A 23102-nucleotide genomic window follows, 5' to 3' on the forward strand; every position below is an offset into this window, starting at 1 on the left:
ATGGCCAAGGAAAAGTTTGAACGGACCAAGCCGCACGTGAACGTCGGCACCATCGGTCACGTGGACCACGGCAAGACCACCCTGACTGCGGCAATCGCCACGGTGCTGTCCAAGAAGTTCGGCGGCGAAGCGCGTGACTACAGCCAGATCGACAACGCGCCCGAAGAGAAGGCCCGCGGCATCACGATCAACACCTCGCACGTCGAGTACGAGACGGCCAACCGCCACTACGCGCACGTTGACTGCCCCGGCCACGCCGACTACGTGAAGAACATGATTACCGGTGCTGCCCAGATGGACGGCGCCATTCTGGTGTGCTCCGCCGCTGACGGCCCGATGCCCCAGACCCGCGAACACATCCTGCTGTCCCGCCAGGTGGGCGTGCCCTACATCATCGTGTTCCTGAACAAGTGCGACATGGTTGATGACGCCGAGCTGCTGGAACTGGTCGAGATGGAAGTGCGCGAACTGCTGAGCAAGTACGACTTCCCCGGCGACGACACCCCCATCATCAAGGGTTCTGCCAAGCTGGCGCTGGAAGGCGACACGGGCGAGCTGGGCGAAGGCGCCATCATGCAGCTGGCCGAGGCGCTGGACTCCTACATCCCCGCTCCCGAGCGTGCTGTTGACGGTGCGTTCCTGATGCCGGTGGAAGACGTGTTCTCCATCTCCGGCCGCGGTACCGTGGTGACCGGTCGCGTCGAGCGCGGCATCATCAAGGTCGGCGAGGAAATCGAGATCGTCGGTATCAAGGAAACCCAGAAGACGACCTGCACGGGCGTGGAAATGTTCCGCAAGCTGCTGGATCAGGGCCAGGCTGGCGACAACGTGGGTATCCTGCTGCGCGGCACCAAGCGTGAAGACGTCGAGCGCGGCCAGGTGCTGTGCAAGCCGGGCTCCATCAAGCCGCACACCGAGTTCACCGCCGAGGTGTATGTTCTGTCCAAGGACGAAGGTGGCCGTCACACGCCGTTCTTCAACAACTACCGTCCGCAGTTCTACTTCCGCACCACCGACGTGACTGGCGCCATCGAGCTGCCGGCCGACAAGGAAATGGTGATGCCGGGTGACAACGTGTCGATCACCGTCAAGCTGATCGCCCCGATCGCCATGGAAGAAGGTCTGCGTTTCGCCATCCGCGAAGGCGGCCGTACCGTCGGCGCCGGCGTTGTTGCCAAGATCATCGCGTAAGGTGATTTGTAGGGGTATAGCTCAATTGGCAGAGCGTCGGTCTCCAAAACCGAAGGTTGGGGGTTCGATTCCCTCTGCCCCTGCCACATAATCTGTGGTAAATAGGTAAAGCCCGCTCCGTGCGGGCTTTACTGTCTTGTCTTTCTGGGCTACAATATTTGGCTTCGCCTCTCGTAGGCTTGCCACGCGCATCTGCTGCGCGCTGCGCCCGAATCCAGGAATAGTGGAATTGCCTCATGGCTACATCTCAGGTTGAAACGGTTACCACGGGTGCCGACAAAGCCAAGCTTGCAGTGGCGTTGCTGCTGGTGCTGGCGGGTTTCGTTGCCTATTTCATGCTTGCGCCGCAGGGCGTCTATGCCCAGTGGGGTGCACTGATTGTTGGCGTGCTGGCGGGTGTGGCGGTGTTCCTGCAGTCGGCGGCCGGCAAGGGTCTGGTCGATTTCGGTCGCGAGGCCATGCGCGAGCTGCGCAAGGTGGTGTGGCCGACCCGCAAGGAGGCTACGCAGACCACCATGTTCGTGTTTGCGTTTGCGCTGGTGATGTCGCTGTTCCTGTGGCTGACGGACAAGACCCTCGAGTGGGTGTTGTACAGCCTGGTGCTGGGTTGGAGGTAAGTCATGTCTGAGAACCAAATGCTGGAAGCAGCTGCCAATCCCGATTTCCGCTGGTACGTCGTGCAGGCGTATTCCGGCATGGAGCGCGCTGTGGAGCGCAACATCCGCGAGCGCATTGCGCGTGCGGGCATGGAAGCCAAGTTCGGTCGCATCCTGGTGCCGACCGAAGAAGTGGTCGAAGTCAAGAACGGCCAGAAGAAGACGACCGAGCGCAAGTTCTTTCCGGGCTACGTGCTGGTCGAGATGATCATGGACGACGATGCCTGGCATCTGGTCAAGCAGACCAGCAAGGTTACGGGCTTCGTCGGTGGTGCGCGCAACCGTCCGGTGCCGATTTCCCAGGCTGATGTGCAGAAGATCGTCAGCCAGATGCAGGAAGGCAGCGAGAAGCCGCGCCACAAGGTGGAATTCGAAGTGGGCGAAATGGTGCGTGTCAAGGAAGGTCCGTTTGCGGACTTCAACGGCAGCATCGAGGAAGTCAACTACGAGAAGAACAAGCTGCGTGTGTCCGTCACCATCTTTGGTCGCGCCACGCCGGTCGAGCTGGAGTTTTCCCAGATCGAGAAGACCTGACCGGTCTGCAAGTTTTCGGGTGCTGCGTTTCTGGTCCGCGCAGTACCGTCATTGAAGGATCGTAACCCCGGGGAGCCTGCAAACACAGGCGTTATCACCCGCAAGGAGAAATAGCATGGCGAAGAAAATCGTCGGCTTTATCAAGCTGCAAGTGCCGGCTGGCAAAGCCAACCCGTCGCCGCCGATTGGTCCCGCTCTGGGCCAGCGCGGTCTGAACATCATGGAATTCTGCAAGGCGTTCAACGCCCAGACCCAGGGCGTCGAGCCCGGTCTGCCGCTGCCGGTGGTGATTACCGCCTTCGCGGACAAGAGCTTCACGTTCATCATCAAGACCCCTCCGGCTGCCACCCTGATCAAGAAGGCCATCAAGCTGGACAAGGGCTCCGCCAAGCCGCATACCGACAAGGTTGGCAAGATCACCCGCGAACAGCTGGAAGAAATCGCCAAGACCAAGATGAAGGATCTGACTGCCGCCGATCTGGACGCCGCCGTGCGTACCATCGCTGGCTCCGCCCGTTCCATGGGCGTGACTGTGGAGGGTGTGTGACATGGCCAAGCTGACCAAGAAACAGAAAGCCTCCGAAGGCAAGGTGGAAGCCACCAAGCTGTACGCCATCGCTGATGCGCTGGCTCTGGTGAAAGAGTGCGCCAACGCCAAGTTCGATGAATCCATCGACGTGGCCGTGCAGCTGGGCGTGGACGCCAAGAAATCCGACCAGGTGGTGCGTGGCGCCGTCGTGATGCCCAACGGCACCGGCAAGACCAAGCGCGTTGCCGTGTTCGCCCAGGGTGCCAAGGCTGAAGAAGCCAAGGCTGCTGGCGCCGACGTGGTGGGCATGGACGACCTGGCCGCCGAAGTCAAGGCCGGCAACATGCCGTTCGACGTGGTCATCGCTGCTCCCGACGCCATGCGCGTGGTGGGTACGCTGGGCCAGATCCTGGGCCCGCGCGGCCTGATGCCGAACCCCAAGGTCGGCACCGTGACTCCCGATGTCGCTACCGCTGTCAAGAACGCCAAGGCTGGCCAGGTCCAGTTCCGCGTTGACAAGGCCGGCATCATCCACGGCACCATCGGTCGTCGTTCCTTCGACGACGAGAAGCTGCAGGGCAACCTGCTGGCGCTGATCGAGGCCCTGAACAAGGCCAAGCCGGCTTCCAGCAAGGGCGTCTACCTGCGCAAGGTGGCTGTGTCCTCTACCATGGGTGTTGGCGTTCGCGTCGATACCCAGTCCCTGACGGCTTAATCGCCAGGGCAAAAAATTTGCGCCGGGCAACCGGCGCATGTGGTGGGTCGCGGTGGACGCAAGTCTGCTGCGGGTCATCCAAGACCGTTGGCGTGCCGGCAGTTGAGGCACTTAATTCATCAGCCAACGCAGATGGCGATCCCGCACCAGAAGGATTTCGCCTTGCAGGTTTCGGCCTGCAGGCACCTGAAAGTGAGTTGGTCGCTGCAACAAGGGCGTGTGCCGGAGTTTTTCCGGTGCACATATTAAGGAGTAGATCTTGAGTCTCAATCGCAGTGAGAAGGAAGCGGTCATCAGCGAAGTGACCGAACTCGCCGCTAAAGCTCAAACGCTCGTGATGGCGGAATACCGTGGCATCACGGTGGCCCAGATGACCGAGCTGCGCAACCAGGCACGCAGCAACGGCGTGACGCTGAGCGTGTTGAAGAACACGCTGGCTCGCCGTGCAGTGGCTGGCAGCAGCTTTGAATCGGCCGCCGAGCAGATGACCGGTCCGCTGATCTATGGCTTTTCCGAAGACGCAGTTGCCGCCGCCAAGGTGGTAGCCGATTTCGCCAAGACCAACGACAAGCTGGTCATCCGTGGCGGCGTGTACGACGGCAAGGCTCTGGATGCCAACGGCGTTAAGCAACTGGCCAGCATTCCTACCAAGGAAGTCCTGCTGTCCCAGCTGTGTGGCTTGCTCATGTCGCCCGTCTCGCGCACCGCGCGCGTGCTGGCGGCTCTGGCAGAGAAAAAAGGCGAACCGGCTGCCGCATAAGGCGCTGGCGTTCGACGCACCAATTCATTATTTAGGAAAAACAAAATGGCATTCGATAAAGACGCATTTTTGACCGCCCTGGACACGATGTCGGTCATGGAACTCAACGAGCTGGTGAAAGCCATCGAAGAGAAGTTTGGCGTGAGCGCAGCTGCCATGGCTGCTCCCGCTGCTGGTGGCGCTGCTGGCGGTGCTGCTGCTGCTGAAGAGAAGACCGATTTCGATCTGGTCCTGACCGAAGCTGGCGCCCAGAAGGTTGGCGTCATCAAGGTGGTGCGCGAGATCACCGGCCTGGGCCTGAAAGAAGCCAAGGACCTGGTGGACGGCGCTCCCAAGACCATCAAGGAAGCCATGCCCAAGGCCGACGCAGAAGCCGCTCAGAAGAAGCTGGTGGAAGCTGGCGCCAAGGCAGAACTCAAGTAATTGGGTTTTTCCGGGGCTGGAACGCCTGCAAGGGTGTTCCAGCCTTTGGTGTTTCTGTCTTGCAGCGGATTTGCAGTGCCGGAATCCGCAGCCGGACAGTCAGAACACACCTTCAAGTGCAGCCATCACGAGGCCCATGCCGGATGTGCTTGAACGTGTCTTCTGTTCCCGATGGCGGAAGACCCTTGGTTCGGGTTGCGTGCAACGCGCAACCGTCTGCCAATGGCTGGTAGGGGCCAGCCACCAAGCTTTGCCGGGCAAGCGCAGCCCGGTCCCACATTCGAGGAAAGACTGAGGACCCAGTCCTTGCCGCCCACGTCTTCACCTGGAGAGTTCATGTCTTACACCTATACCGAACGCAAACGCATCCGCAAGAGTTTCGGCAGCCGCGACAGCGTGCTGAAGATCCCGTATCTGCTGCAAATGCAGCGCGACGCCTATACGGCGTTCCTGCAGAAGGATGTGCCGCCCCAGAAACGCAAGCCGGAAGGCCTGCAGGCCGCGTTCGAATCGGCATTCCCCATTGTCTCCCACAATGGCTATGTCGAGATGAAGTTCATCGAGTACAACCTGGCCAAGCCCGCGTTCGACGTGCGCGAGTGCCAGACGCGTGGCCTGAGCTTCGGCTCCGCCGTGCGTGCCCGCGTGCAGCTGATCATCTATGACCGCGACGCATCCACCGCCCAGTCCAAGGTGGTGAAGGAAGTGAAGGAGCAGGAAGTCTACATGGGCGAAGTGCCCCTGATGACCGACAAGGGCTCCTTCATCATCAACGGTACCGAGCGCGTGATCGTGTCCCAGCTGCACCGTTCGCCCGGCGTGTTCTTCGAACACGACAAGGGCAAGACGCACAGCTCGGGCAAGCTGCTGTTCAGCGCCCGCATCATTCCCTACCGCGGCTCCTGGCTGGACTTCGAATTCGATCCGAAGGACATCCTGTACTTCCGTGTCGACCGTCGTCGCAAGATGCCGGTCACCATCCTGCTCAAGGCCATCGGCCTGAACCCCGAACAGATCCTGGCCAACTTCTTCGTCAACGACCACTTCCGCCTGATGGACAGCGGCGCCCAGATGGAGCTGGTGCCCGAGCGTCTGAAGGGTGAGGTTGCCCGTTTCGACATCACGGACAAGGATGGCAAGGTCATCGTGGCCAAGGACAAGCGCATCACCGCGCGCCACATCCGCGACCTGGAAGCCGGCAAGACCAGCCACATCAGCGTGCCCGAGGACTTCCTGCTGGGTCGCGTCGTTGCCAACAACATCATCGACGAGGAAACCGGCGAAATCATCGCCAAGGCCAACGACGAGCTGACCGAAGCGCTGCTGAAGAAGCTGCGTGAAGCCGGCGTGCAGGACATCGCCGCCATCTTCACCAACGAGCTGGATCAGGGCGCCTACATCAGCCAGACCCTGCGCACCGACGACACGGCCGACGAGTTTGCCGCGCGCGTGGCCATCTACCGCATGATGCGCCCCGGCGAGCCGCCGACGGAAGACGCCGTGCAGGCGCTGTTCCACCGCCTGTTCTACAGCGAGGACAGCTACGACCTGTCGCGTGTGGGCCGCATGAAGTTCAACGCCCGCATTGGCCGCGATGAAGCCGAAGGCGCCATGGTGCTGTCCAACGAGGACATCATGGCCGTGGTCAAGACGCTGGTCGACCTGCGCAATGGCCGTGGCGAAGTCGATGACATCGACCACCTGGGCAACCGCCGCGTGCGTTGCGTGGGCGAACTGGCCGAGAACCAGTTCCGCACCGGTCTGGCGCGTATCGAGAAGGCCGTGAAGGAGCGTCTGGGTCAGGCCGAGCAAGAGCCGCTGATGCCGCATGACCTGATCAACTCCAAGCCGATCTCTGCGGCGCTGAAGGAGTTCTTCGGTGCGTCCCAGCTGAGCCAGTTCATGGACCAGACCAACCCGCTGTCCGAGATCACGCACAAGCGCCGTGTCTCCGCACTGGGCCCGGGCGGTCTGACGCGCGAGCGCGCCGGCTTCGAGGTGCGTGACGTGCACGTGACCCACTACGGCCGCGTCTGCCCGATCGAAACGCCGGAAGGCCCGAACATCGGTCTGATCAACTCGCTGGCGCTGTACGCCCAGCTGAACGAATACGGTTTCATCGAAACCCCGTACCGCCGCGTGGTGGACGGCAAGGTGACGAATGACGTCGACTACCTGTCCGCCATCGAGGAAGGCAAGTACGTCATCGCCCAGGCCAACGCCGAGCTGGATGCCGAAGGCCGTCTGAGCGGCGAACTGGTGTCTGCCCGCGAAAAAGGTGAATCCATCCTGATCGATCCGTCCGCCGTGCAGTACATGGACGTGTCGCCCGCGCAGATCGCCTCCGTGGCCGCTGCCCTGGTGCCGTTCCTGGAGCACGATGACGCGAACCGCGCACTGATGGGCGCCAACATGTCGCGTCAGGCCGTGCCCGTGCTGCGTCCCGAGAAGCCCATGGTGGGTACCGGCATCGAGCGCGTGGCTGCTGTCGACTCCGGCACCGTGGTGACGGCGCAGCGTGGCGGCGTGGTGGACTATGTCGACGGCACCCGCATCGTGGTGCGCGTGAACGACAACGAAGCCGTGGCCGGTGAAGTGGGTGTGGACATCTACAACCTGATCAAGTACCAGCGTTCCAACCAGAACACCAACATCCACCAGCGTCCGATCGTCCAGCGCGGCGACGTGCTGGCAAAGGGTGATGTGATCGCCGACGGCGCGTCGACCGACCTGGGCGAGATCGCCATCGGCCAGAACATGCTGATCGCCTTCATGCCCTGGAACGGCTACAACTTCGAGGACTCGATCCTGATCAGCGAGCGCGTGGTGGCCGATGACCGCTACACCTCCATCCACATCGAGGAACTGGTGGTGATGGCGCGCGACACCAAGCTGGGTGCCGAGGAAATCACGCGTGATATCCCGAACCTGAGCGAAGTGCAGCTGAACCGTCTGGACGACTCCGGCATCATCTATGTGGGTGCGGAAGTGAACCCCGGCGACGTGCTGGTGGGCAAGGTCACGCCCAAGGGCGAGACCACGCTGACGCCGGAAGAGAAGCTGCTGCGCGCCATCTTCGGTGAGAAGGCCAGCGACGTGAAGGATACCTCGCTGCGTGTGGACCAGGGTTCCAGCGGTACCGTGATCGACGTGCAGGTGTTCACCCGTGAAGGCATCCAGCGCGACAAGCGTGCCCAGCAGATCATCGACGACGAGCTGAAGCGTTTCCGTCTGGACCTGAACGACCAGATGCGCATCGTGGAAGCCGATGCCATGGACCGTCTGCGCAAGATCCTGATCGGCAAGACCGCCAACGGCGGCCCGCAGAAGCTGGCCCGTGGCAGCACCATCGAGGCGGCTTACCTGGATGCACTGGACAAGTACCACTGGTTCGACATCCGTCCGGCCGACGAGTCCGTCGCCGACCAACTGGAAAGCATCAAGAAGTCGCTGGAAGCCACGCGCCACAACTTCGATCTGGCCTTCGAAGAGAAGCGCAAGAAGCTGACGCAGGGCGATGAGCTGCCCGCCGGCGTGCTGAAGATGGTCAAGGTCTACCTGGCCGTCAAGCGCCGCCTGCAACCGGGTGACAAGATGGCCGGCCGCCACGGCAACAAGGGCGTGGTCTCCAAGATCCTGCCGGTGGAAGACATGCCGTACATGGCCGACGGTACTCCGTGCGACATCGTGCTGAACCCGCTGGGCGTGCCCTCGCGCATGAACATCGGCCAGGTGCTGGAAGTGCACCTGGGCTGGGCCGGCAAGGGCATTGGCCAGCGCATCGGCGACATGCTGCAGGAAAACGCCAAGGCAGCCGAAGTGCGCGCCTACCTGGAAGACGTCTACAACCGCTCGGGCCGCAAGGAAACCCTGGCAAATCTGAGCGATGACGAACTGCTGAGCATGGCCAAAAACCTGACGGGCGGCATGCCGTTCGCCACGCCGGTGTTCGACGGTGCTTCCGAAGCGGAAATCCGCGACATGCTGAAGGTGGCCTATCCGGACGACGTGGCGCAGGCCAAGGGTCTGACCGAGAGCCGTACCCAGGCCTGGCTGCATGACGGCCGTACCGGCGAGCGCTTCGAGCGCCCGACCACCATCGGCTACATGCACTACCTGAAGCTGCACCACCTGGTGGACGACAAGATGCACGCACGCTCGACCGGCCCGTACTCGCTGGTGACGCAACAGCCGCTGGGCGGCAAGGCCCAGTTCGGTGGCCAGCGTTTCGGTGAGATGGAAGTGTGGGCGCTGGAGGCCTATGGCGCCAGCTACGTGCTGCAGGAAATGCTGACCGTGAAGTCGGACGACGTGCAGGGCCGTACCAAGGTGTACGAGAACATCGTCAAGGGCGAGCACGCCATCGATGCCGGCATGCCGGAATCGTTCAACGTGCTGGTCAAGGAAATCCGCTCGCTGGGTATCGATATCGAACTGGAACGCGGCTGATCGAGGCAGGGCGGCGCGAGGCGCTGCCCGCTGTCATCCCCCGTTCCCGTTTCGAATCCGTTTTAGGAAAGAGTCACCATGAAATCATTGCTCGACCTGTTCAAACAAATCAAGCCCGATGAGCATTTCGATGCCATCAAGATCGGCCTGGCATCGCCCGAGAAAATCCGTTCCTGGTCCTTCGGCGAAGTGAAGAAGCCCGAGACCATCAACTACCGTACCTTCAAGCCCGAGCGTGACGGCCTGTTCTGCGCCAAGATCTTCGGCCCCATCAAGGACTACGAGTGCCTGTGCGGCAAGTACAAGCGCCTGAAGCACCGCGGCGTGATCTGCGAGAAGTGCGGCGTGGAAGTGACCCAGACCAAGGTGCGCCGCGAGCGCATGGGCCACATCGACCTGGCTGCGCCCTGTGCCCACATCTGGTTCCTGAAGAGCCTGCCGTCCCGTCTGGGTCTGGTGCTCGACATGACGCTGCGCGACATCGAGCGCGTGCTGTACTTCGAAGCGTACGTCGTGACCGATCCCGGCATGACCCCGCTGAAGAAGTTCAGCATCATGTCCGAGGACGACTATGACAAGAACGTCATGGAATACGGCGACGAATTCCAGGCCAAGATGGGTGCCGAGGGCATCAAGGAACTGCTCGAGAACATGGACATCGAGTCCGAGATCGAGCGCCTGCGTGGCGACCTGACCGGCTCCGAAGTCAAGGTCAAGAAGAATGCGAAGCGCCTGAAGGTGCTGGAAGCATTCAAGAAGTCCGGCATCAAGCCCGAGTGGATGATCATGGAAGTGCTGCCGGTGCTGCCGCCGGACCTGCGTCCGCTGGTTCCGCTGGATGGCGGCCGCTTCGCCACCTCCGACCTGAACGACCTGTACCGCCGCGTCATCAACCGCAACAGCCGTCTGCGTCGTCTGCTGGAACTGAAGGCTCCGGAAATCATCGCGCGCAACGAGAAGCGCATGCTGCAGGAGTCCGTGGACAGCCTGCTGGACAACGGCCGCCGTGGCAAGGCCATGACGGGCGCCAACAAGCGCGCGCTCAAGTCGCTGGCCGACATGATCAAGGGCAAGAGCGGCCGCTTCCGCCAGAACCTTCTGGGCAAGCGCGTCGACTACTCCGGCCGCTCCGTGATTACCGTGGGCCCGACCCTGAAGCTGCACCAGTGCGGTCTGCCCAAGCTGATGGCGCTGGAGCTGTTCAAGCCCTTCATCTTTGCCCGTCTGGAAGCCATGGGCATCGCCACCACCATCAAGGCGGCGAAGAAGGAAGTCGAGAACAACAACCCGATCGTCTGGGACATCCTGGAAGAGGTCATCAAGGAGCACCCGGTTCTGCTGAACCGTGCGCCGACGCTGCACCGTCTGGGTATCCAGGCCTTTGAGCCGATCCTGATCGAAGGCAAGGCCATCCAGCTGCACCCGCTGGTCTGTTCCGCGTTCAACGCCGACTTCGACGGTGACCAGATGGCCGTGCACGTACCGCTGTCCGTCGAGGCGCAGCTGGAAGCGCGTACCCTGATGCTGGCATCGAACAACGTGCTGTTCCCCGCTTCGGGCGAACCGTCCATCGTGCCGTCGCAGGATATGGTGCTGGGTCTGTACTACACGACCCGCGAGCGCATCAACGGCAAGGGCGAAGGCATGGTGTTTGCCGACATCGGCGAAGTCGAGCGTGCCCTGGAAGCCAAGGAAGTGGAACTCACCAGCCGCATCAGCGTGCGTCTGACCGAGTACAGCAAGGACAAGGCCACCGGCGAGTTCATTCCGTCCACCAAGCTGGTCGAAACCACCGTGGGCCGTGCGCTGCTGAGCGAAATCCTGCCCAAGGGCCTGCCGTTCAGCGTGCTGGACAAGCCGCTGAAGAAAAAGGAAATCTCCAAGCTGATCAACAGCTCGTTCCGCAAGTGCGGCCTGAAGGAAACCGTGGTGTTTGCCGACAAGCTGCTGCAGAACGGTTTCCGTCTGGCGACCAAGGCCGGCATCTCCATCTCCATTGGCGACATGCTGGTGCCGCCGGAAAAGGCCGAGATCATCGGCCGCGCCGAAGCGGAAGTGAAGGAGATCCAGCAGCAGTACGCTTCCGGTCTGGTGACCGCGGGCGAGCGCTACAACAAGGTGGTGGACATCTGGGGCAAGGCCGGTGACGACGTCTCCAAGGTGATGATGAGCCAGCTGGCCAAGCAGAAGACCACCGACCGCCACGGCAAGGAAGTGGACCAGGAGTCTTTCAACTCCATCTACATGATGGCCGACTCCGGCGCGCGGGGCTCTGCAGCCCAGATCCGTCAGCTGGCGGGCATGCGAGGCCTGATGGCCAAGCCGGACGGCTCGATTATCGAGACGCCGATTACCGCGAACTTCCGCGAAGGCCTGAACGTGCTGCAGTACTTCATCTCGACGCACGGTGCCCGTAAGGGTCTGGCGGATACGGCACTGAAGACGGCCAACTCGGGTTACCTGACCCGCCGTCTGGTGGACGTGACGCAGGATCTGGTCGTGACCGAAGAGGATTGCGGTACCCATGACGGCCAGGTGATGCGCGCCATCGTCGAAGGCGGTGAGGTGATCGAATCGCTGCGCGAGCGTATCCTGGGCCGTTCCGCGGCCGACGACGTGCTGCACCCCGAAACGCAGGAAGTGGTGACCAAGGCCGGCGAGATGTTCGACGAGGACATGATCGACGCCCTGGAAGCCGCCGGCGTGGACGAGGTGAAGGTGCGCACCGCACTGACCTGCGAAACGCGCTTCGGCCTGTGCGCCAAGTGCTACGGCCGCGACCTGGGCCGCGGTGGCCTGGTGAACGTCGGTGAGGCGGTCGGCGTGATTGCCGCCCAGTCCATCGGTGAACCGGGTACCCAGCTGACCATGCGTACCTTCCACATCGGTGGTGCGGCATCGCGTGCAGCCATTGCCAGCAGCGTGGAAGCGCGCTCCAACGGCTACATCGGCTTCAACTCGACCATGCGTTACGTGAGCAACAGCAAGGGCGACCTGGTGGTGATTTCACGTTCCGGCGAGATCATCATCGTGGACGACAACGGCCGCGAGCGCGAGCGTCACAAGGTGCCCTATGGTGCCATCCTGTCGATCAAGCCCGACCAGCAGGTCAAGGCCGGTACCATCCTGGCCAACTGGGATCCGCTGACCCGCCCGATCATTACCGAATACGCCGGTCAGGTGAAGTTCGAGAACATCGAGGAAGGCCTGACGGTGGCCAAGCAGGTCGACGAAGTGACCGGCCTGTCCACGCTGGTGGTGATCGATCCGAAGCGCCGCGGCTCCACCAAGGTGGTGCGCCCGCAGGTGAAGCTGATCGACGCCGAAGGCAAGGAAGTGAAGATTCCGGGCACCGACCACTCCGTGACCATCGGCTTCCAGGTGGGCGCGCTGATTCAGGTGCGCGACGACCAGGAAGTGGGCCCCGGCGAAGTGCTGGCGCGTATCCCGATGGAAGGCCAGAAGACCCGCGACATCGTGGGTGGTCTGCCGCGCGTGGCCGAGTTGTTCGAAGCCCGTACGCCGAAAGACAAGGGCGTGCTGGCAGAGATGACCGGTACCATCTCCTTCGGCAAGGAAACCAAGGGCAAGGTGCGTCTGCAGATCACCGATCCGGAAGGCAAGGTCTGGGAAGAACTGGTGCCCAAGGAGAAGAACATCCTGGTGCACGAAGGCCAGGTGGTGAACAAGGGCGAGAGCATCGTCGACGGTCCGGCCGATCCGCAGGACATCCTGCGCCTGCTGGGCATCGAGGAACTGGCACGCTACATCGTGGACGAAGTGCAGGACGTGTACCGCCTGCAGGGTGTGAAGATCAACGACAAGCACATCGAGGTGATCGTGCGCCAGATGCTGCGCCGTGTCGTGGTCGAGAACCCGGGCGACTCCAGCTACATCGCCGGTGAACAGGTCGAGCGCAGCGAGATGCTGAACACCAACGACGCCCTGCGCGCCGAGGAAAAGATGCCTGCTACCTACAGCAACCTGCTGCTGGGTATCACCAAGGCATCGCTGTCCACCGACTCGTTCATCTCCGCCGCTTCCTTCCAGGAAACCACGCGCGTGCTGACCGAGGCTGCCATCATGGGCAAGCGCGACGAGCTGCGTGGCCTGAAGGAAAACGTGATCGTGGGTCGTCTGATCCCGGCCGGTACCGGCATGGCCTACCACCAGGCACGCAAGGCCAAGGACGAGATGGACGAGGCCGAGCGCCGCGCCATCGCCGAGGCCGAAGAGCTGTCGCTGCAGGAAGCCATGGAAGCGGCCGAGTCCGGCGACGCGGCTCCCGCCTCCGATGCAGCCGTGGGTGATGGTTCCGAAGACTGATCGGACAGGCCGCGCAGCTCACCGTTACGCGGCTGCCCCCGAGACTGGATGACGAAGGTCGTTCCCTCCACCCGGATTGCTGCGGCAGTCCGGGTTTTTTGTTGGTGATGCAGAAAGCCTGACCCATGAGCGAACAGAACGCGCACAAGACATCGCCCAGGAATGTCCCGTTGTGGCAGCAGCTGCAGCAGGTGGCCCAGGTGGTTCAGCAGGTGCAGGCCGGCTCCAGCACCGCCACGGCACTGGAGCAGGTGCCAGCCGGGCTGCGCCCCGGCGTGCAGGCACTGGTGTACCAGGTGTTGCGCGGGCTGGGTATTGGGCGCTGGTTGCGCGAGCAGCTGGTGCCGAAAAAGCCGGCGCCCCTGCTGGATGCCTTGCTGACCAGCGCACTGGTTCTGGCCTGGCGTGCGCAGCCGGAGCAGTGCGGCGGGCACGCCGAAGGCTATACCGGCTTCACCCTGGTCAATCAGGCGGTGGAGGCGGCAAAGCGCCATCCCCGTCTGAAGCATCAGGGTGGCTTGGTCAATGCCGTATTGCGGCGCTTCTTGCGTGAACAGGAAGAACTTGAGGTTGTATACAGAGCGCAAAGTCCGCAGCGGGATCCGGAGTTGCTGAACCTGCCGCGCTGGTGGTGGCAGCGCCTTCAGCAGGATTACGGTGTGCAGGCCGGCGACATCGTGCATCAGGCCCTGCAGCCGGCGCCGCTGACCTTGCGCGTCAACGTCCGCCATCTGTCGGCGCGGGACTATCTGGAGCAGCATTTGCGTCCTGCGGGTATCGAGGGCATCCTCAACGGCGCGCACGGTGTCACGCTTGCCCAGGCCTGTCCGGTACAGCAATTGCCGGGGTTTGCCGAAGGCTGGATTTCGGTGCAGGACGCGGCGGCCCAGCTGGCAGCGCCCCTGTTGCTGGAGGCCTTGCCGCAAGGGAACAACTTGCGCGTGCTGGATGCCTGTGCCGCGCCGGGCGGCAAGACCGCCCACCTGCTTGAACTGGCCGACCATGCCGTCACCGCACTGGATGTGGATCCGGTGCGCTGCCAGCGTATCCACGACAACCTGCAGCGCCTCGGCCTGCAGGCGACGGTGCTGGCAGCCGACGCGGGCGCGCCTGCCAGCTGGTGGGATGGCCAGCCCTTCGATGCCATCCTGCTGGATGCGCCATGCACCGCTTCGGGCATCGTGCGCCGCCATCCCGATGTGCCCTGGCTGCGCCGAGAGCAGGATGTGCCGCAACTGGCGGCCCAGCAGCAACGCCTGCTCGAGGCGCTGTGGCCCCTGCTGGTCCCGGGTGGCCATCTGCTGTATTGCACCTGCTCGATCTTCAAGCAGGAGGGCGAGGAGCAGATCGCCGGCTTCCTGCAACGCCATGCCGATGCCGTCGCACGGGCTGCGCCCGGACACCTGTTGCCCAAGCACCACAACAAGGATGCCGGTCTGGGCGAGAATGGAACACTGGGGACAGGTACTGCTTCTGCCTCCCTGGTCGATCACGATGGATTCTTCTATGCACTGCTTGCCAAACAGCCCTGAAAGCTTGTTGCGCGCCGCCACCGGCACGCAGCGGCTGCGGGCGTGGGTGCTTGCCGGTCTGTTCCTGCTGCTGGCGCTGTGGCTGCTGGTGTTTCCGTCGCCAGCGCATGCAGATACAGCGGCCATCACCGATGTGCGCTTCGAGCTGACCGATGATGCGGTGCGCATGACGGGCAATGTCAAGTTCACCCTGTCGGAGTCGGTGAAGGACACGCTGGACAAGGGCGTGCCGGTCTATTTCATGTTCGAGACCAATACCTTGCGCTACCGCTGGTACTGGTCGGACAAGGAAGTCTCCAGTTACAAGCGCTATATCCGCCTGATGTACCTGCCGCTGACGCGCAAGTGGCGTGTCAATGTCAGCACCGAGCCCTTCAACCGGGGTGGGGTGGCCACGGGCGTGGTGCTCAACCAGCATTACGATTCGCTGCAGGGGGCGCTGGCCACCATCCAGCGCATCTCCAGCTGGAAAGTGCTGGACCGTGAAGACTGGAGCAACGATTCCAACTATTCGGTGGACGTGAGCTTCAAGCTGGATGTGACGCAGCTGCAGCGCCCGCTGCAGATCGGTGCCACCGGCCAGTCGGACTGGAGCCTGAGCGGGCAACGCTCTTTCCGCCTGACTCCGCAAAGTATCAGCAAGCCGGCCGGCTGAGAGGACAGGCCGCTTCATGCTGCAAGCCTTCCGCACCTTCTGGCGCAGTTCGCGCAACCTGCGCTGGAGCGTGATGGTCGGCCTGTCGCTGCTGCTGTCCATCGCGCTGGTGCTGATGTTCCTCTTGGCGCAGGCCACCGGCAACCGCGAGATCTACGAACGCAACTTTGAACGCCTGCTGGTGATCAACCTGGTGGTGGCGGTCATGCTGTTTGCCGTCATCAGCTGGATGGCCTGGCGTGTGCTGTCACGTTTCCGGCGTGGCAAGTTCGGCAGCCGGCTGCTGCTCAAGCTGGCGGCGGCCTTCGTGCTGGTGGCCAGTGTGCCTGGCGCATTGATCTATCTGGTGTCCTACCAGTTCGTGACGCGCTCGATCGAAAGCTGGTTCGACGTGCGGGTGGAAACTGCGCTCGACGCCGGACTGAACCTGGGCCGCAACTTGCTGGATCAGTACGCGCGTGATACGGGCATCAAGACCGAGTCGGCAGCCGAACAGCTGGTGATTGTTCCCAGCTTCAATCTGGCGCAGGAACTCGAGCGTCTGCGTCTGCAGCAGCATACCGACCACATGGTGCTCTGGAGCCCGCAGGGGGAGCGCATTGCCGGCGCCAGTGCGTCGCAGCTGACCGAACCACAGCTGCCGCCGTCGGCGGACGTGCTGGAGCAGCTCAAGACGGAGCTGGTCGTGACGGTGATGGAAGGTCTGGACGAGGAGGCAGACGGGAGTACCGCCGACCCAGTCAGGCCGGAGCAGACGACGCGGGCCAGCGGGGCGCGGGTGGTGTCCTATACGGTGGTGCGCCCCAGCCACTTCGTGCTGCAAAGCGATGTCTGGGTGCTGCAGGTGGTACAGGTGATCCCGGCAGAACTGCTGGCCAATGCGCTGACGGTACAGGAGGCCAACCGCGTATACCAGGAGCGCGCACTGGCACGCACCGGCATGTCGCGCATGTTCATCGGAACGCTCACGCTCACGCTGATTCTGGCGATTTTCGGGGCCGTGCTGCTGGCCGCGATGCTGGCGACGCAACTGGCGCGTCCGCTGCTGATGCTGGCCGAAGGGGTGCGCCAGGTGGCGGCGGGTGACTTGCGGCCCAAGAGCATCTACAAGGGCAACGACGAACTGGGCGGGCTGACGCAGTCCTTTGCCGCCATGACGCAGCAGCTGGCCGATGCCCGCCAGGCGCTGACCAACAGCGTGGCGGAACTGGACGCTTCGCGTTCAGAACTGCAGACCATTCTGGACAACCTGAGTACCGGCGTGATGCTGCTCACCGCCGATGGCACGGTGCTGTCTGCCAACCCGGCTGCCAGCCGCATTCTGGGCGTCGATGCTGCGCAACTGCTCGGCTACCGGCTCGAGGACATTCCCGATCTGCATCAGGTGGGGCAGACGGTGCAGCAGCAGTTCGAGGGCCTGATCGAGCATGAGCAGCCGCAGCCTGCCGACACAGTCGATGTGCCGGGGAGCGAACCGGCGTCGGAGGTGGATGAGCGCTGGGCCAGCAAGACCACGCACGAGTACTGGCAGCATACGCTGGAGCTCAACCCCGCCTCGCACGAAGGCTTGCAGCATGACGTGATCTCGCTGGTATTGCGGGGCGCACTGCTGCCCGATGCCGCCATCAGCAATGTGCGCCTGCTGGTGTTCGAGGATGTGTCGGCGCTGATTTCGGCGCAGCGCACGCAGGCCTGGGCCGAGGTGGCGCGCCGTCTGGCCCATGAAATCAAGAATCCGCTCACGCCCATCCAGCTCTCGGCCGAGCGTCTGGAAATGAAGCTGATGGACTGTCTGGAACCGCGCGAACAGGCTGTGCTGGCCAAGTCCGTGCGCACCATCGTCGATCAGGTGGATGCGATGAAGCGGCTGGTAAACGAGTTCCGCGACTACGCCCGCCTGCCGGCCGCCCATCTGGAGCCGACCGACCTGAACGCGTTGGTAACGGACATCCTGCATCTGTATGGCGCCGAGAACACGCCGGTGCCGATCGAAGCCGAGCTGGATCCGGATTGCCACCTGATCATGGCCGATGCGCAGCAGCTGCGTCAGGTGATCCACAACCTGCTGCAGAACGCCCAGGATGCGCAGGAGCAGGCAGGCCACACCGGACAGCCCGTGCTGATCCAGACCCAGTGGCGTCCGGCTACGCAACGCGTGCGCCTGAGTGTGCTGGACCATGGCATCGGTTTCCCCGAAAGCATTCTGCAGCGCGCCTTCGAACCCTATGTCACCACCAAGTCCAAAGGCACGGGGCTGGGGCTGGCGGTGGTCAAGAAGATCGCGGATGACCATGGAGCGCGTCTGGCCATCAGCAACCGCCAGCAGGAGGGAGAAGTGGCGGGCGCCCAGGTGACGCTGCTGTTCCCGGCTGCGGATTCGCACCCGCAAATGTGACCGTTGCACGCATTCTCGGCAGCAGGGATGCCACTGCCTGAATTTCCCTGTATCATTGCCGCAACAAGTTCGTATCGGTGAAAGGCAACGCACGACGATGGCAAACATTCTGGTTGTGGACGACGAACACGGCATTCGTGAACTGCTTTCGGAAATCCTGAATGACGAGGGTCATTCCGTGGATCTGGCCGAGAACGCAGCCGAGGCCCGCAAGGCACGCGCGGAGAACAGCTACGACCTGGTCCTGCTGGATATCTGGATGCCCGACACGGACGGTGTCACCCTGCTCAAGGAGTGGGCAGGCCAGGGTCTGCTGACCATGCCGGTGATCATGATGAGCGGCCACGCCACCATTGACACGGCAGTCGAGGCCACGCGCATCGGCGCCCAGTCCTTCCTCGAGAAACCCATCACCATGCAGAAGCTGCTCAAGGCAGTGCAGCAGGGGCTGGTGCGCGAGCCCGCGCGGCGCCCGGCGGCTGCGCCTGTCAGTGCCGCCTCGCCCGTGCTGGTGGGGGGAGCAGCAGCGCCCAATGCGGCACCAATGCACATGCAGACGGAGTCGCAGCCGATGGCGGTGTCTCCTGCCTATGCGCCGGTGGCTCCTGTTGCAGCCCCCTCGCCGCTGGCAACCGGCAGCCAGAGCTTCGATCTGGACAAGCCCCTGCGTGAAGCGCGCGACGAATTCGAACGCGCCTACTTCGCCTTCCACCTGCAGCGTGAGAACGGCTCCATGACGCGCGTGGCAGAAAAGACCGGCCTGGAGCGCACCCACCTGTACCGCAAGCTCAAGCAGCTGGGGGTGGACATCGGCCGCGAGAAGAAGTCTGCTGCGGCCAGCTGATCAGGTTTTTTCGGGAAAAATGCAAAAAGTTTGTTGGGCTTGAGAGAAACGTAAAAACCACGCTATAATTTCAGCTTCAGGCTCGGTAGCTCAGTTGGTAGAGCAGCGGATTGAAAATCCGCGTGTCGGTGGTTCGATTCCGCCCCGAGCCACCACTTCAAAAGTGGTGCATATTCAAGCGCCCAGGTTCGAAAGACTTGGGCGCTTTTCTTTTGCGCGAATGGCAGGGGTAAGTTGCGTGGCCAGACGCGCAGGGGGTGTTGCCTATTCCGGCCTTGCGGCTTGCACGGGGAACCCTGCCCGCTGATGCTTCTTGCCCGGCAGCCCGGCAGCCCGGCAGCCCGGCAGCCCGGCAGCCCGGCAGCCCGGCAGCCCGGCAGCCCGGCAGCCCAGCAGCCCAGCAGCTCAGCAGCTCAGCGAGTCCGCAGCGTCAGGTCGTCACGCAGGATCTTTTCGCCCCGGCCCAGCATGGCATTGCGCCCCTTGGTCCAGAAGAAGGTCCCGTCAGCAGCCTGATAGCGAACGCCCGACGCCGCCGGCACCTGCTTGAAGTAGTGAATCCTGCCGTTGGCCAGCTCCTTCACAGTGATCTGTTCCGGGCCTTCGGACAGTACGCGCAGGACGGCACGTCCTTGCGCGTCGGCATACACCGGGCCGGTATCACCGTAGCTGGTTGGTGGCCCGGCTTCTTCCGCGCTCGCGCTGGTCGGGGTGTGCGCCGGACCGGGTGTCCCGGGCGCGGTGCTGCTGCATGCCGCTAGGGCGCACGTCAACAGCGGAGCCATCAGGAAAGCCAGGGTGGGGTGTCGCATCGTTCATTCCTCCTCACAAGATGCTTGGCTGCAGAAAACCGAAAGGACATGGACTTGTGGTCCATGCCCTGTCGGCGGGATGTGTCGCGTTTCGCTCAGCTCTTTGCCGTCACCGGCCCTGCGCCGGGCAGACTGAATGTGCGGCGGTGCGAACGCTGGTAGCGGTCCAGTGCCAGACCTTCGGTGCGGATCGCCGGCTGGCGCCCGGTGATGAGGTCCGCCACCAACTGGCCGGAGCCGCAGGCCATCGTCCAGCCCAGCGTACCATGTCCTGTGTTGAGGAACAGGTTGTCATAGCGCGTGGCCCCGATCACCGGTGTGCCGTCGGGCGTCATGGGACGCAGGCCGCTCCAGAAACTTGCCTCGGGAAGGTCGCCGCCGGGGAACAGCTGCGAGGTGACCATCTCCAGCGTGGCGCGGCGGCGCGGATCCAGGCGCAGGTCGAAGCCACCGATCTCGGCCATGCCGCCCACGCGGATGCGCTGGTCGAAGCGGGTGAGGGCGATCTTGTAGGTTTCGTCCAGCACCGTGGATTGCGGTGCACGCGTCGCATCCCGCAGCGGAATGGTCAGCGAATAGCCCTTGAGCGGGTAGACCGGCAGCTTGAGTTGCAGCGGCTCCAGCAGCGCGCGCGAATAGCTGCCGAAGGCCAGCACATAGCGGTCGGCCGTGAGGATTTCCTGCTCGGGCGTGTCCAGTTCGACGCCGGAGATGCGATCGCCATCCAGGCGCAGGCATTTCACCGGCGTGTCGTAGCGGAACTGCACGCCCAGCTGACGGGCCATTTCGGCCAGACGCGTGGTGAACAGCTGGCAGTCCCCGGTTTCGTCCTGCGGCAGACGCAGACCACCGGTCAGCGGGACGCTGGCATGGGCCAGACCGGGTTCGACACGGTTCAGGCCGGCACGATCCAGCAGCTCGAACGGCACGCCGCAGGCCTGCAGCACCTCGGTATCGCGCGCGGCATGATCGAGTTGCTGCTGGGTGCGGAACAGCTGCACGGTGCCGCCGGTACGTTCTTCGTAGCGGATGCCGGTTTCGGCGCGGAGCACACGCAGGCAGTCGCGGCTGTATTCGGCTACGCGCATCATGCGTTCCTTGTTGATGGCATAGCGCTCGCTGGTGCAGTTGCGCAGCATGGCGGCCATCCATTGCAGCTGGAACAGGGAGCCGTCCGGCCGGATGGCCAGCGGCGCATGCTGCTGGAACAGCCACTTGATGGCCTTGAGCGGAATGCCGGGCGCGGCCCAGGGAGTGGAATAGCCGGGCGACACCTGGCCGGCGTTGGCAAAGCTGGTTTCCAGCGCCGCTGCCGGCTGGCGGTCGATCACCACCACCTCGGCGCCGGCACGGGCCAGGTAATAGGCCGTGGTGATGCCCACCACGCCGCTGCCCAGGACTGCAATCTTCATGTCTCGTCTCCTCACGGTATGAGGGCGAAGTTTAGGAAAGAAGCCTCAGCAAAAAATCGTGTTATATGGGATGATTGCCAGATAATTTTCTGTGAGTTGGCAGCAATACAACGAGAAAACAGCATATGCATGCATTGGACCGCATCGACCGCAAAATTCTGGACATCCTGCAGCGTCAGGGCCGCATTTCAATGACCGAACTCGGCTCGGAAATCGGCCTGTCCACCTCGCCCTGTGCCGAGCGCGTGCGCCGGCTGGAACGCAGTGGCGTCATCACCGGCTACCACGCCCATGTCAACCCGCAGGCACTGGGTAAGACCGTGCTGGTGTTTGTGGAGCTGACGCTCAGCACCAAGTCCGGCGAGATTTTCGACCGCGTTCGCAAGGAGCTGATGCACATGCCGGAGGTGCTGGAATGCCACCTGGTATCCGGGCGGTTCGACTATCTGGTCAAGGCGCGGCTGCAGGCGATGCGCGAGTACCGCGACCTGCTGGGCAACATCCTGCAGCGCATTCCCGTGCCCTGCCAGTCGGACAGCTACGTGGTGATGGAGGAGGTGAAGGAAACCTTTGTGCTGGAGCTGCGCTGATGCAGTCTCAGATCTGGTAGTCGATCACCGTCCCCCGCCGGTCTCCGGCCGTCAGGCCTCAACAGAGGCTGGCACGCGCCTGGGCGTGGGACGGCTTTGCAGCTGCACCAGTTCGTAAGTGCGCTGGGCAGCCACCCATTCCTCGTTGGTCGGCTCCACGCCGATGGTGAAGGCGCTGTCCGGCGCGGAAATGACCGGGCTGTTGGCCGCGTTGGCAGAGGCATCCAGCCTGGCACCCAGCCAGCCCAGTTCCTCGCACACGCGCTGGCGGATGATGGCGTTGTTCTCGCCCACACCGGCGGTGAACACCAGCAGGTCGATGCCCTTGGTCACCGTGGCCAGCGCCGCGATTTCCTTGGCGATGCGGCGCACGTACAGTGCCAGCGCAATGCGCACGCGCTCGTTCTCGGCTTCCAGCGGCAGCAGCACCTGGGTGTCATCGGACACGCCGGAGATGCCTTTCAGGCCGGAGTCGTGGTACAGCACACGGCCGGCTTCCTCCAGCGTGAGCTTCTCGATTTCCATCATGTACAGCACGGCGCCGGGATCCAGTGCACCGGAGCGGGTGCCCATCATCAGGCCGTCCAGGGCGGAGAAGCCCAGCGTGGTGCCCACGCTTTCCAGATTCAGCATGGCGCACAGGCTGGCACCGCTGCCGATGTGGCCCACGATGGTGCGGCCACGTGCCAGGTCGCCGTGGCGCTCGGGCAGGGCAAAGCTCATGTAGTCGTAGGACAGGCCATGGAAGCCGTAGCGGCGCACGCCCTGTTCCCAGTGGTCCCAGTTGATTGGCAGGATCTTCTCGACCATGGGCAGGGTGTGGTGGAAGCCGGTGTCGAAACAGGCCACCTGCGGCAGGCGCGGGTACATCTCCAGCAGCGCGTCGATGGCTTCCAGCGCAAACGGCTGGTGCAGGGGCGCCAGCGGGATGTAGGTGCGCAGATCGGCCAGGATCTCGTCCGTGAGCACGACCGGGGCAAAGTACTTGGAGCCGCCATGCACCACACGGTGGGCCACGGCGGACAGGCGGCGTTCGCCTTGTTCCTGCACCACGAGGTTGCGGATGTGCTCGAGAGCGGCGTGGTAGGGCTTGGCCGGGTCCAGTTGCAGCGGTGCCTTGGGCGTGCGGCTGGTGTCACAGGTCGGATTCTGGCCGGTGATGCCATTGACCTTGCCGCCCCAGACCTTCTGGCGCGGAACGCCATTGGCGTCGGATTCATACAGTGCGAACTTGATGCTGGACGAGCCACAGTTCAGAACGAGGATCAGGTGGTTCATG

General features: G+C 63.2%; 17 protein-coding genes and 2 tRNA genes. 16 read left to right on the forward strand and 3 right to left on the reverse strand.

What is annotated here, in order from left to right; genetic code table 11:
- The 15 genes from tuf (at position 1) to BMW28_RS06540 (ending at position 19164) form a co-directional block, all read left to right on the forward strand.
- On the forward strand, positions 1 to 1191 hold the full coding sequence (gene tuf, locus BMW28_RS06470) for an elongation factor Tu (RefSeq protein ID WP_091815611.1): 1191 nt from the start codon (positions 1 to 3) through the stop codon (positions 1189 to 1191).
- A gap of 10 nt (positions 1192 to 1201) precedes the next feature.
- Positions 1202 to 1277: transfer RNA gene (locus tag BMW28_RS06475), tRNA-Trp, on the forward strand.
- Between the two features lie 150 nt (positions 1278 to 1427).
- Positions 1428 to 1808: a preprotein translocase subunit SecE gene (secE, locus tag BMW28_RS06480; protein WP_091815613.1), complete on the forward strand. Its 381-nt coding sequence runs from the start codon at positions 1428 to 1430 to the stop codon at positions 1806 to 1808.
- Positions 1809 to 1811: 3 nt separating this feature from the next.
- Positions 1812 to 2381, forward strand: a complete 570-nt coding sequence (gene nusG / locus BMW28_RS06485) for a transcription termination/antitermination protein NusG (RefSeq protein WP_091815616.1) — start codon at positions 1812 to 1814, stop codon at positions 2379 to 2381.
- Between the two features lie 115 nt (positions 2382 to 2496).
- Positions 2497 to 2928: a 50S ribosomal protein L11 gene (gene rplK / locus BMW28_RS06490; protein ID WP_091815619.1), complete on the forward strand. Its 432-nt coding sequence runs from the start codon at positions 2497 to 2499 to the stop codon at positions 2926 to 2928.
- A gap of 1 nt (position 2929) precedes the next feature.
- Positions 2930 to 3625, forward strand: a complete 696-nt coding sequence (gene rplA, locus BMW28_RS06495) for a 50S ribosomal protein L1 (protein WP_091815621.1) — start codon at positions 2930 to 2932, stop codon at positions 3623 to 3625.
- 259 nt (positions 3626 to 3884) lie between these two features.
- Positions 3885 to 4385: a 50S ribosomal protein L10 gene (rplJ, locus tag BMW28_RS06500; protein WP_091815624.1), complete on the forward strand. Its 501-nt coding sequence runs from the start codon at positions 3885 to 3887 to the stop codon at positions 4383 to 4385.
- Positions 4386 to 4430: 45 nt separating this feature from the next.
- On the forward strand, positions 4431 to 4808 hold the full coding sequence (gene rplL / locus BMW28_RS06505) for a 50S ribosomal protein L7/L12 (RefSeq protein ID WP_091815627.1): 378 nt from the start codon (positions 4431 to 4433) through the stop codon (positions 4806 to 4808).
- Between the two features lie 336 nt (positions 4809 to 5144).
- On the forward strand, positions 5145 to 9257 hold the full coding sequence (gene rpoB, locus BMW28_RS06510) for a DNA-directed RNA polymerase subunit beta (protein WP_091815629.1): 4113 nt from the start codon (positions 5145 to 5147) through the stop codon (positions 9255 to 9257).
- Between the two features lie 78 nt (positions 9258 to 9335).
- The gene (gene rpoC, locus BMW28_RS06515) at positions 9336 to 13583 is read left to right on the forward strand and encodes a DNA-directed RNA polymerase subunit beta' (protein WP_091815632.1); all 4248 of its coding nucleotides are present in this window, start codon (positions 9336 to 9338) and stop codon (positions 13581 to 13583) included.
- A gap of 125 nt (positions 13584 to 13708) precedes the next feature.
- Entirely contained in the window at positions 13709 to 15115 is a 1407-nt protein-coding gene (rsmB, locus tag BMW28_RS06520) for a 16S rRNA (cytosine(967)-C(5))-methyltransferase RsmB (protein WP_091815635.1), read from the forward strand.
- Positions 15090 to 15770 carry a DUF4390 domain-containing protein gene (locus tag BMW28_RS06525; protein ID WP_234970050.1) on the forward strand — a complete coding sequence of 227 codons (681 nt, stop codon included), beginning with the start codon at positions 15090 to 15092 and terminating at the stop codon, positions 15768 to 15770. The genes rsmB and BMW28_RS06525 overlap by 26 nt, the downstream gene beginning before the upstream one ends.
- A gap of 16 nt (positions 15771 to 15786) precedes the next feature.
- A complete protein-coding gene (locus BMW28_RS06530; protein WP_091815641.1) occupies positions 15787 to 18165 on the forward strand; it encodes a sensor histidine kinase in 2379 nt (792 codons plus the stop codon).
- A gap of 97 nt (positions 18166 to 18262) precedes the next feature.
- Positions 18263 to 19009, forward strand: a complete 747-nt coding sequence (locus BMW28_RS06535; protein ID WP_091815644.1) for a response regulator — start codon at positions 18263 to 18265, stop codon at positions 19007 to 19009.
- A 79-nt stretch (positions 19010 to 19088) separates the two neighbouring features.
- Positions 19089 to 19164: transfer RNA gene (locus tag BMW28_RS06540), tRNA-Phe, on the forward strand.
- A gap of 258 nt (positions 19165 to 19422) precedes the next feature.
- Here BMW28_RS06540 and BMW28_RS06545 read toward each other — a convergent pair.
- Entirely contained in the window at positions 19423 to 19821 is a 399-nt protein-coding gene (locus tag BMW28_RS06545; RefSeq protein ID WP_091815646.1) for an MliC family protein, read from the reverse strand.
- 95 nt (positions 19822 to 19916) lie between these two features.
- A complete protein-coding gene (locus BMW28_RS06550) occupies positions 19917 to 21233 on the reverse strand; it encodes a D-amino acid dehydrogenase (RefSeq protein WP_091815649.1) in 1317 nt (438 codons plus the stop codon).
- 125 nt (positions 21234 to 21358) lie between these two features.
- On the opposite strand from BMW28_RS06550, the gene BMW28_RS06555 reads away from it, so the two are divergent.
- Positions 21359 to 21823 (forward strand): winged helix-turn-helix transcriptional regulator, encoded by a 465-nt coding sequence (locus BMW28_RS06555; RefSeq protein ID WP_091815651.1) that lies wholly within the window; start codon positions 21359 to 21361, stop codon positions 21821 to 21823.
- Between the two features lie 51 nt (positions 21824 to 21874).
- Here BMW28_RS06555 and BMW28_RS06560 read toward each other — a convergent pair whose 3' ends face one another.
- Entirely contained in the window at positions 21875 to 23101 is a 1227-nt protein-coding gene (locus tag BMW28_RS06560; RefSeq protein ID WP_091815654.1) for an acetate/propionate family kinase, read from the reverse strand.
- Between the last annotated feature and the right edge of the window lies 1 nt (position 23102).

The organism is Allobrachymonas denitrificans DSM 15123 (assembly GCF_900110225.1).
Classification (GTDB): Bacteria; Pseudomonadota; Gammaproteobacteria; order Burkholderiales; family Burkholderiaceae_C; genus Brachymonas; species Brachymonas denitrificans.

Bases quoted from the DNA above. Each gene is read 5' to 3' on its own strand.
- tuf (WP_091815611.1), top strand. From the start codon at position 1: ATGGCCAAGGAAAAGTTTGAACGGACCAAGCCGCACGTGAACGTCGGC.
- secE (WP_091815613.1), top strand. From the start codon at position 1,428: ATGGCTACATCTCAGGTTGAAACGGTTACCACGGGTGCCGACAAAGCC.
- nusG (WP_091815616.1), top strand. From the start codon at position 1,812: ATGTCTGAGAACCAAATGCTGGAAGCAGCTGCCAATCCCGATTTCCGC.
- rplK (WP_091815619.1), top strand. From the start codon at position 2,497: ATGGCGAAGAAAATCGTCGGCTTTATCAAGCTGCAAGTGCCGGCTGGC.
- rplA (WP_091815621.1), top strand. From the start codon at position 2,930: ATGGCCAAGCTGACCAAGAAACAGAAAGCCTCCGAAGGCAAGGTGGAA.
- rplL (WP_091815627.1), top strand. From the start codon at position 4,431: ATGGCATTCGATAAAGACGCATTTTTGACCGCCCTGGACACGATGTCG.
- rpoB (WP_091815629.1), top strand. From the start codon at position 5,145: ATGTCTTACACCTATACCGAACGCAAACGCATCCGCAAGAGTTTCGGC.
- rpoC (WP_091815632.1), top strand. From the start codon at position 9,336: ATGAAATCATTGCTCGACCTGTTCAAACAAATCAAGCCCGATGAGCAT.
- rsmB (WP_091815635.1), top strand. From the start codon at position 13,709: ATGAGCGAACAGAACGCGCACAAGACATCGCCCAGGAATGTCCCGTTG.
- BMW28_RS06525 (WP_234970050.1), top strand. From the start codon at position 15,090: ATGCACTGCTTGCCAAACAGCCCTGAAAGCTTGTTGCGCGCCGCCACC.
- BMW28_RS06530 (WP_091815641.1), top strand. From the start codon at position 15,787: ATGCTGCAAGCCTTCCGCACCTTCTGGCGCAGTTCGCGCAACCTGCGC.
- BMW28_RS06535 (WP_091815644.1), top strand. From the start codon at position 18,263: ATGGCAAACATTCTGGTTGTGGACGACGAACACGGCATTCGTGAACTG.
- BMW28_RS06545 (WP_091815646.1), bottom strand. From the start codon at position 19,821: ATGCGACACCCCACCCTGGCTTTCCTGATGGCTCCGCTGTTGACGTGC.
- BMW28_RS06550 (WP_091815649.1), bottom strand. From the start codon at position 21,233: ATGAAGATTGCAGTCCTGGGCAGCGGCGTGGTGGGCATCACCACGGCC.
- BMW28_RS06555 (WP_091815651.1), top strand. From the start codon at position 21,359: ATGCATGCATTGGACCGCATCGACCGCAAAATTCTGGACATCCTGCAG.
- BMW28_RS06560 (WP_091815654.1), bottom strand. From the start codon at position 23,101: ATGAACCACCTGATCCTCGTTCTGAACTGTGGCTCGTCCAGCATCAAG.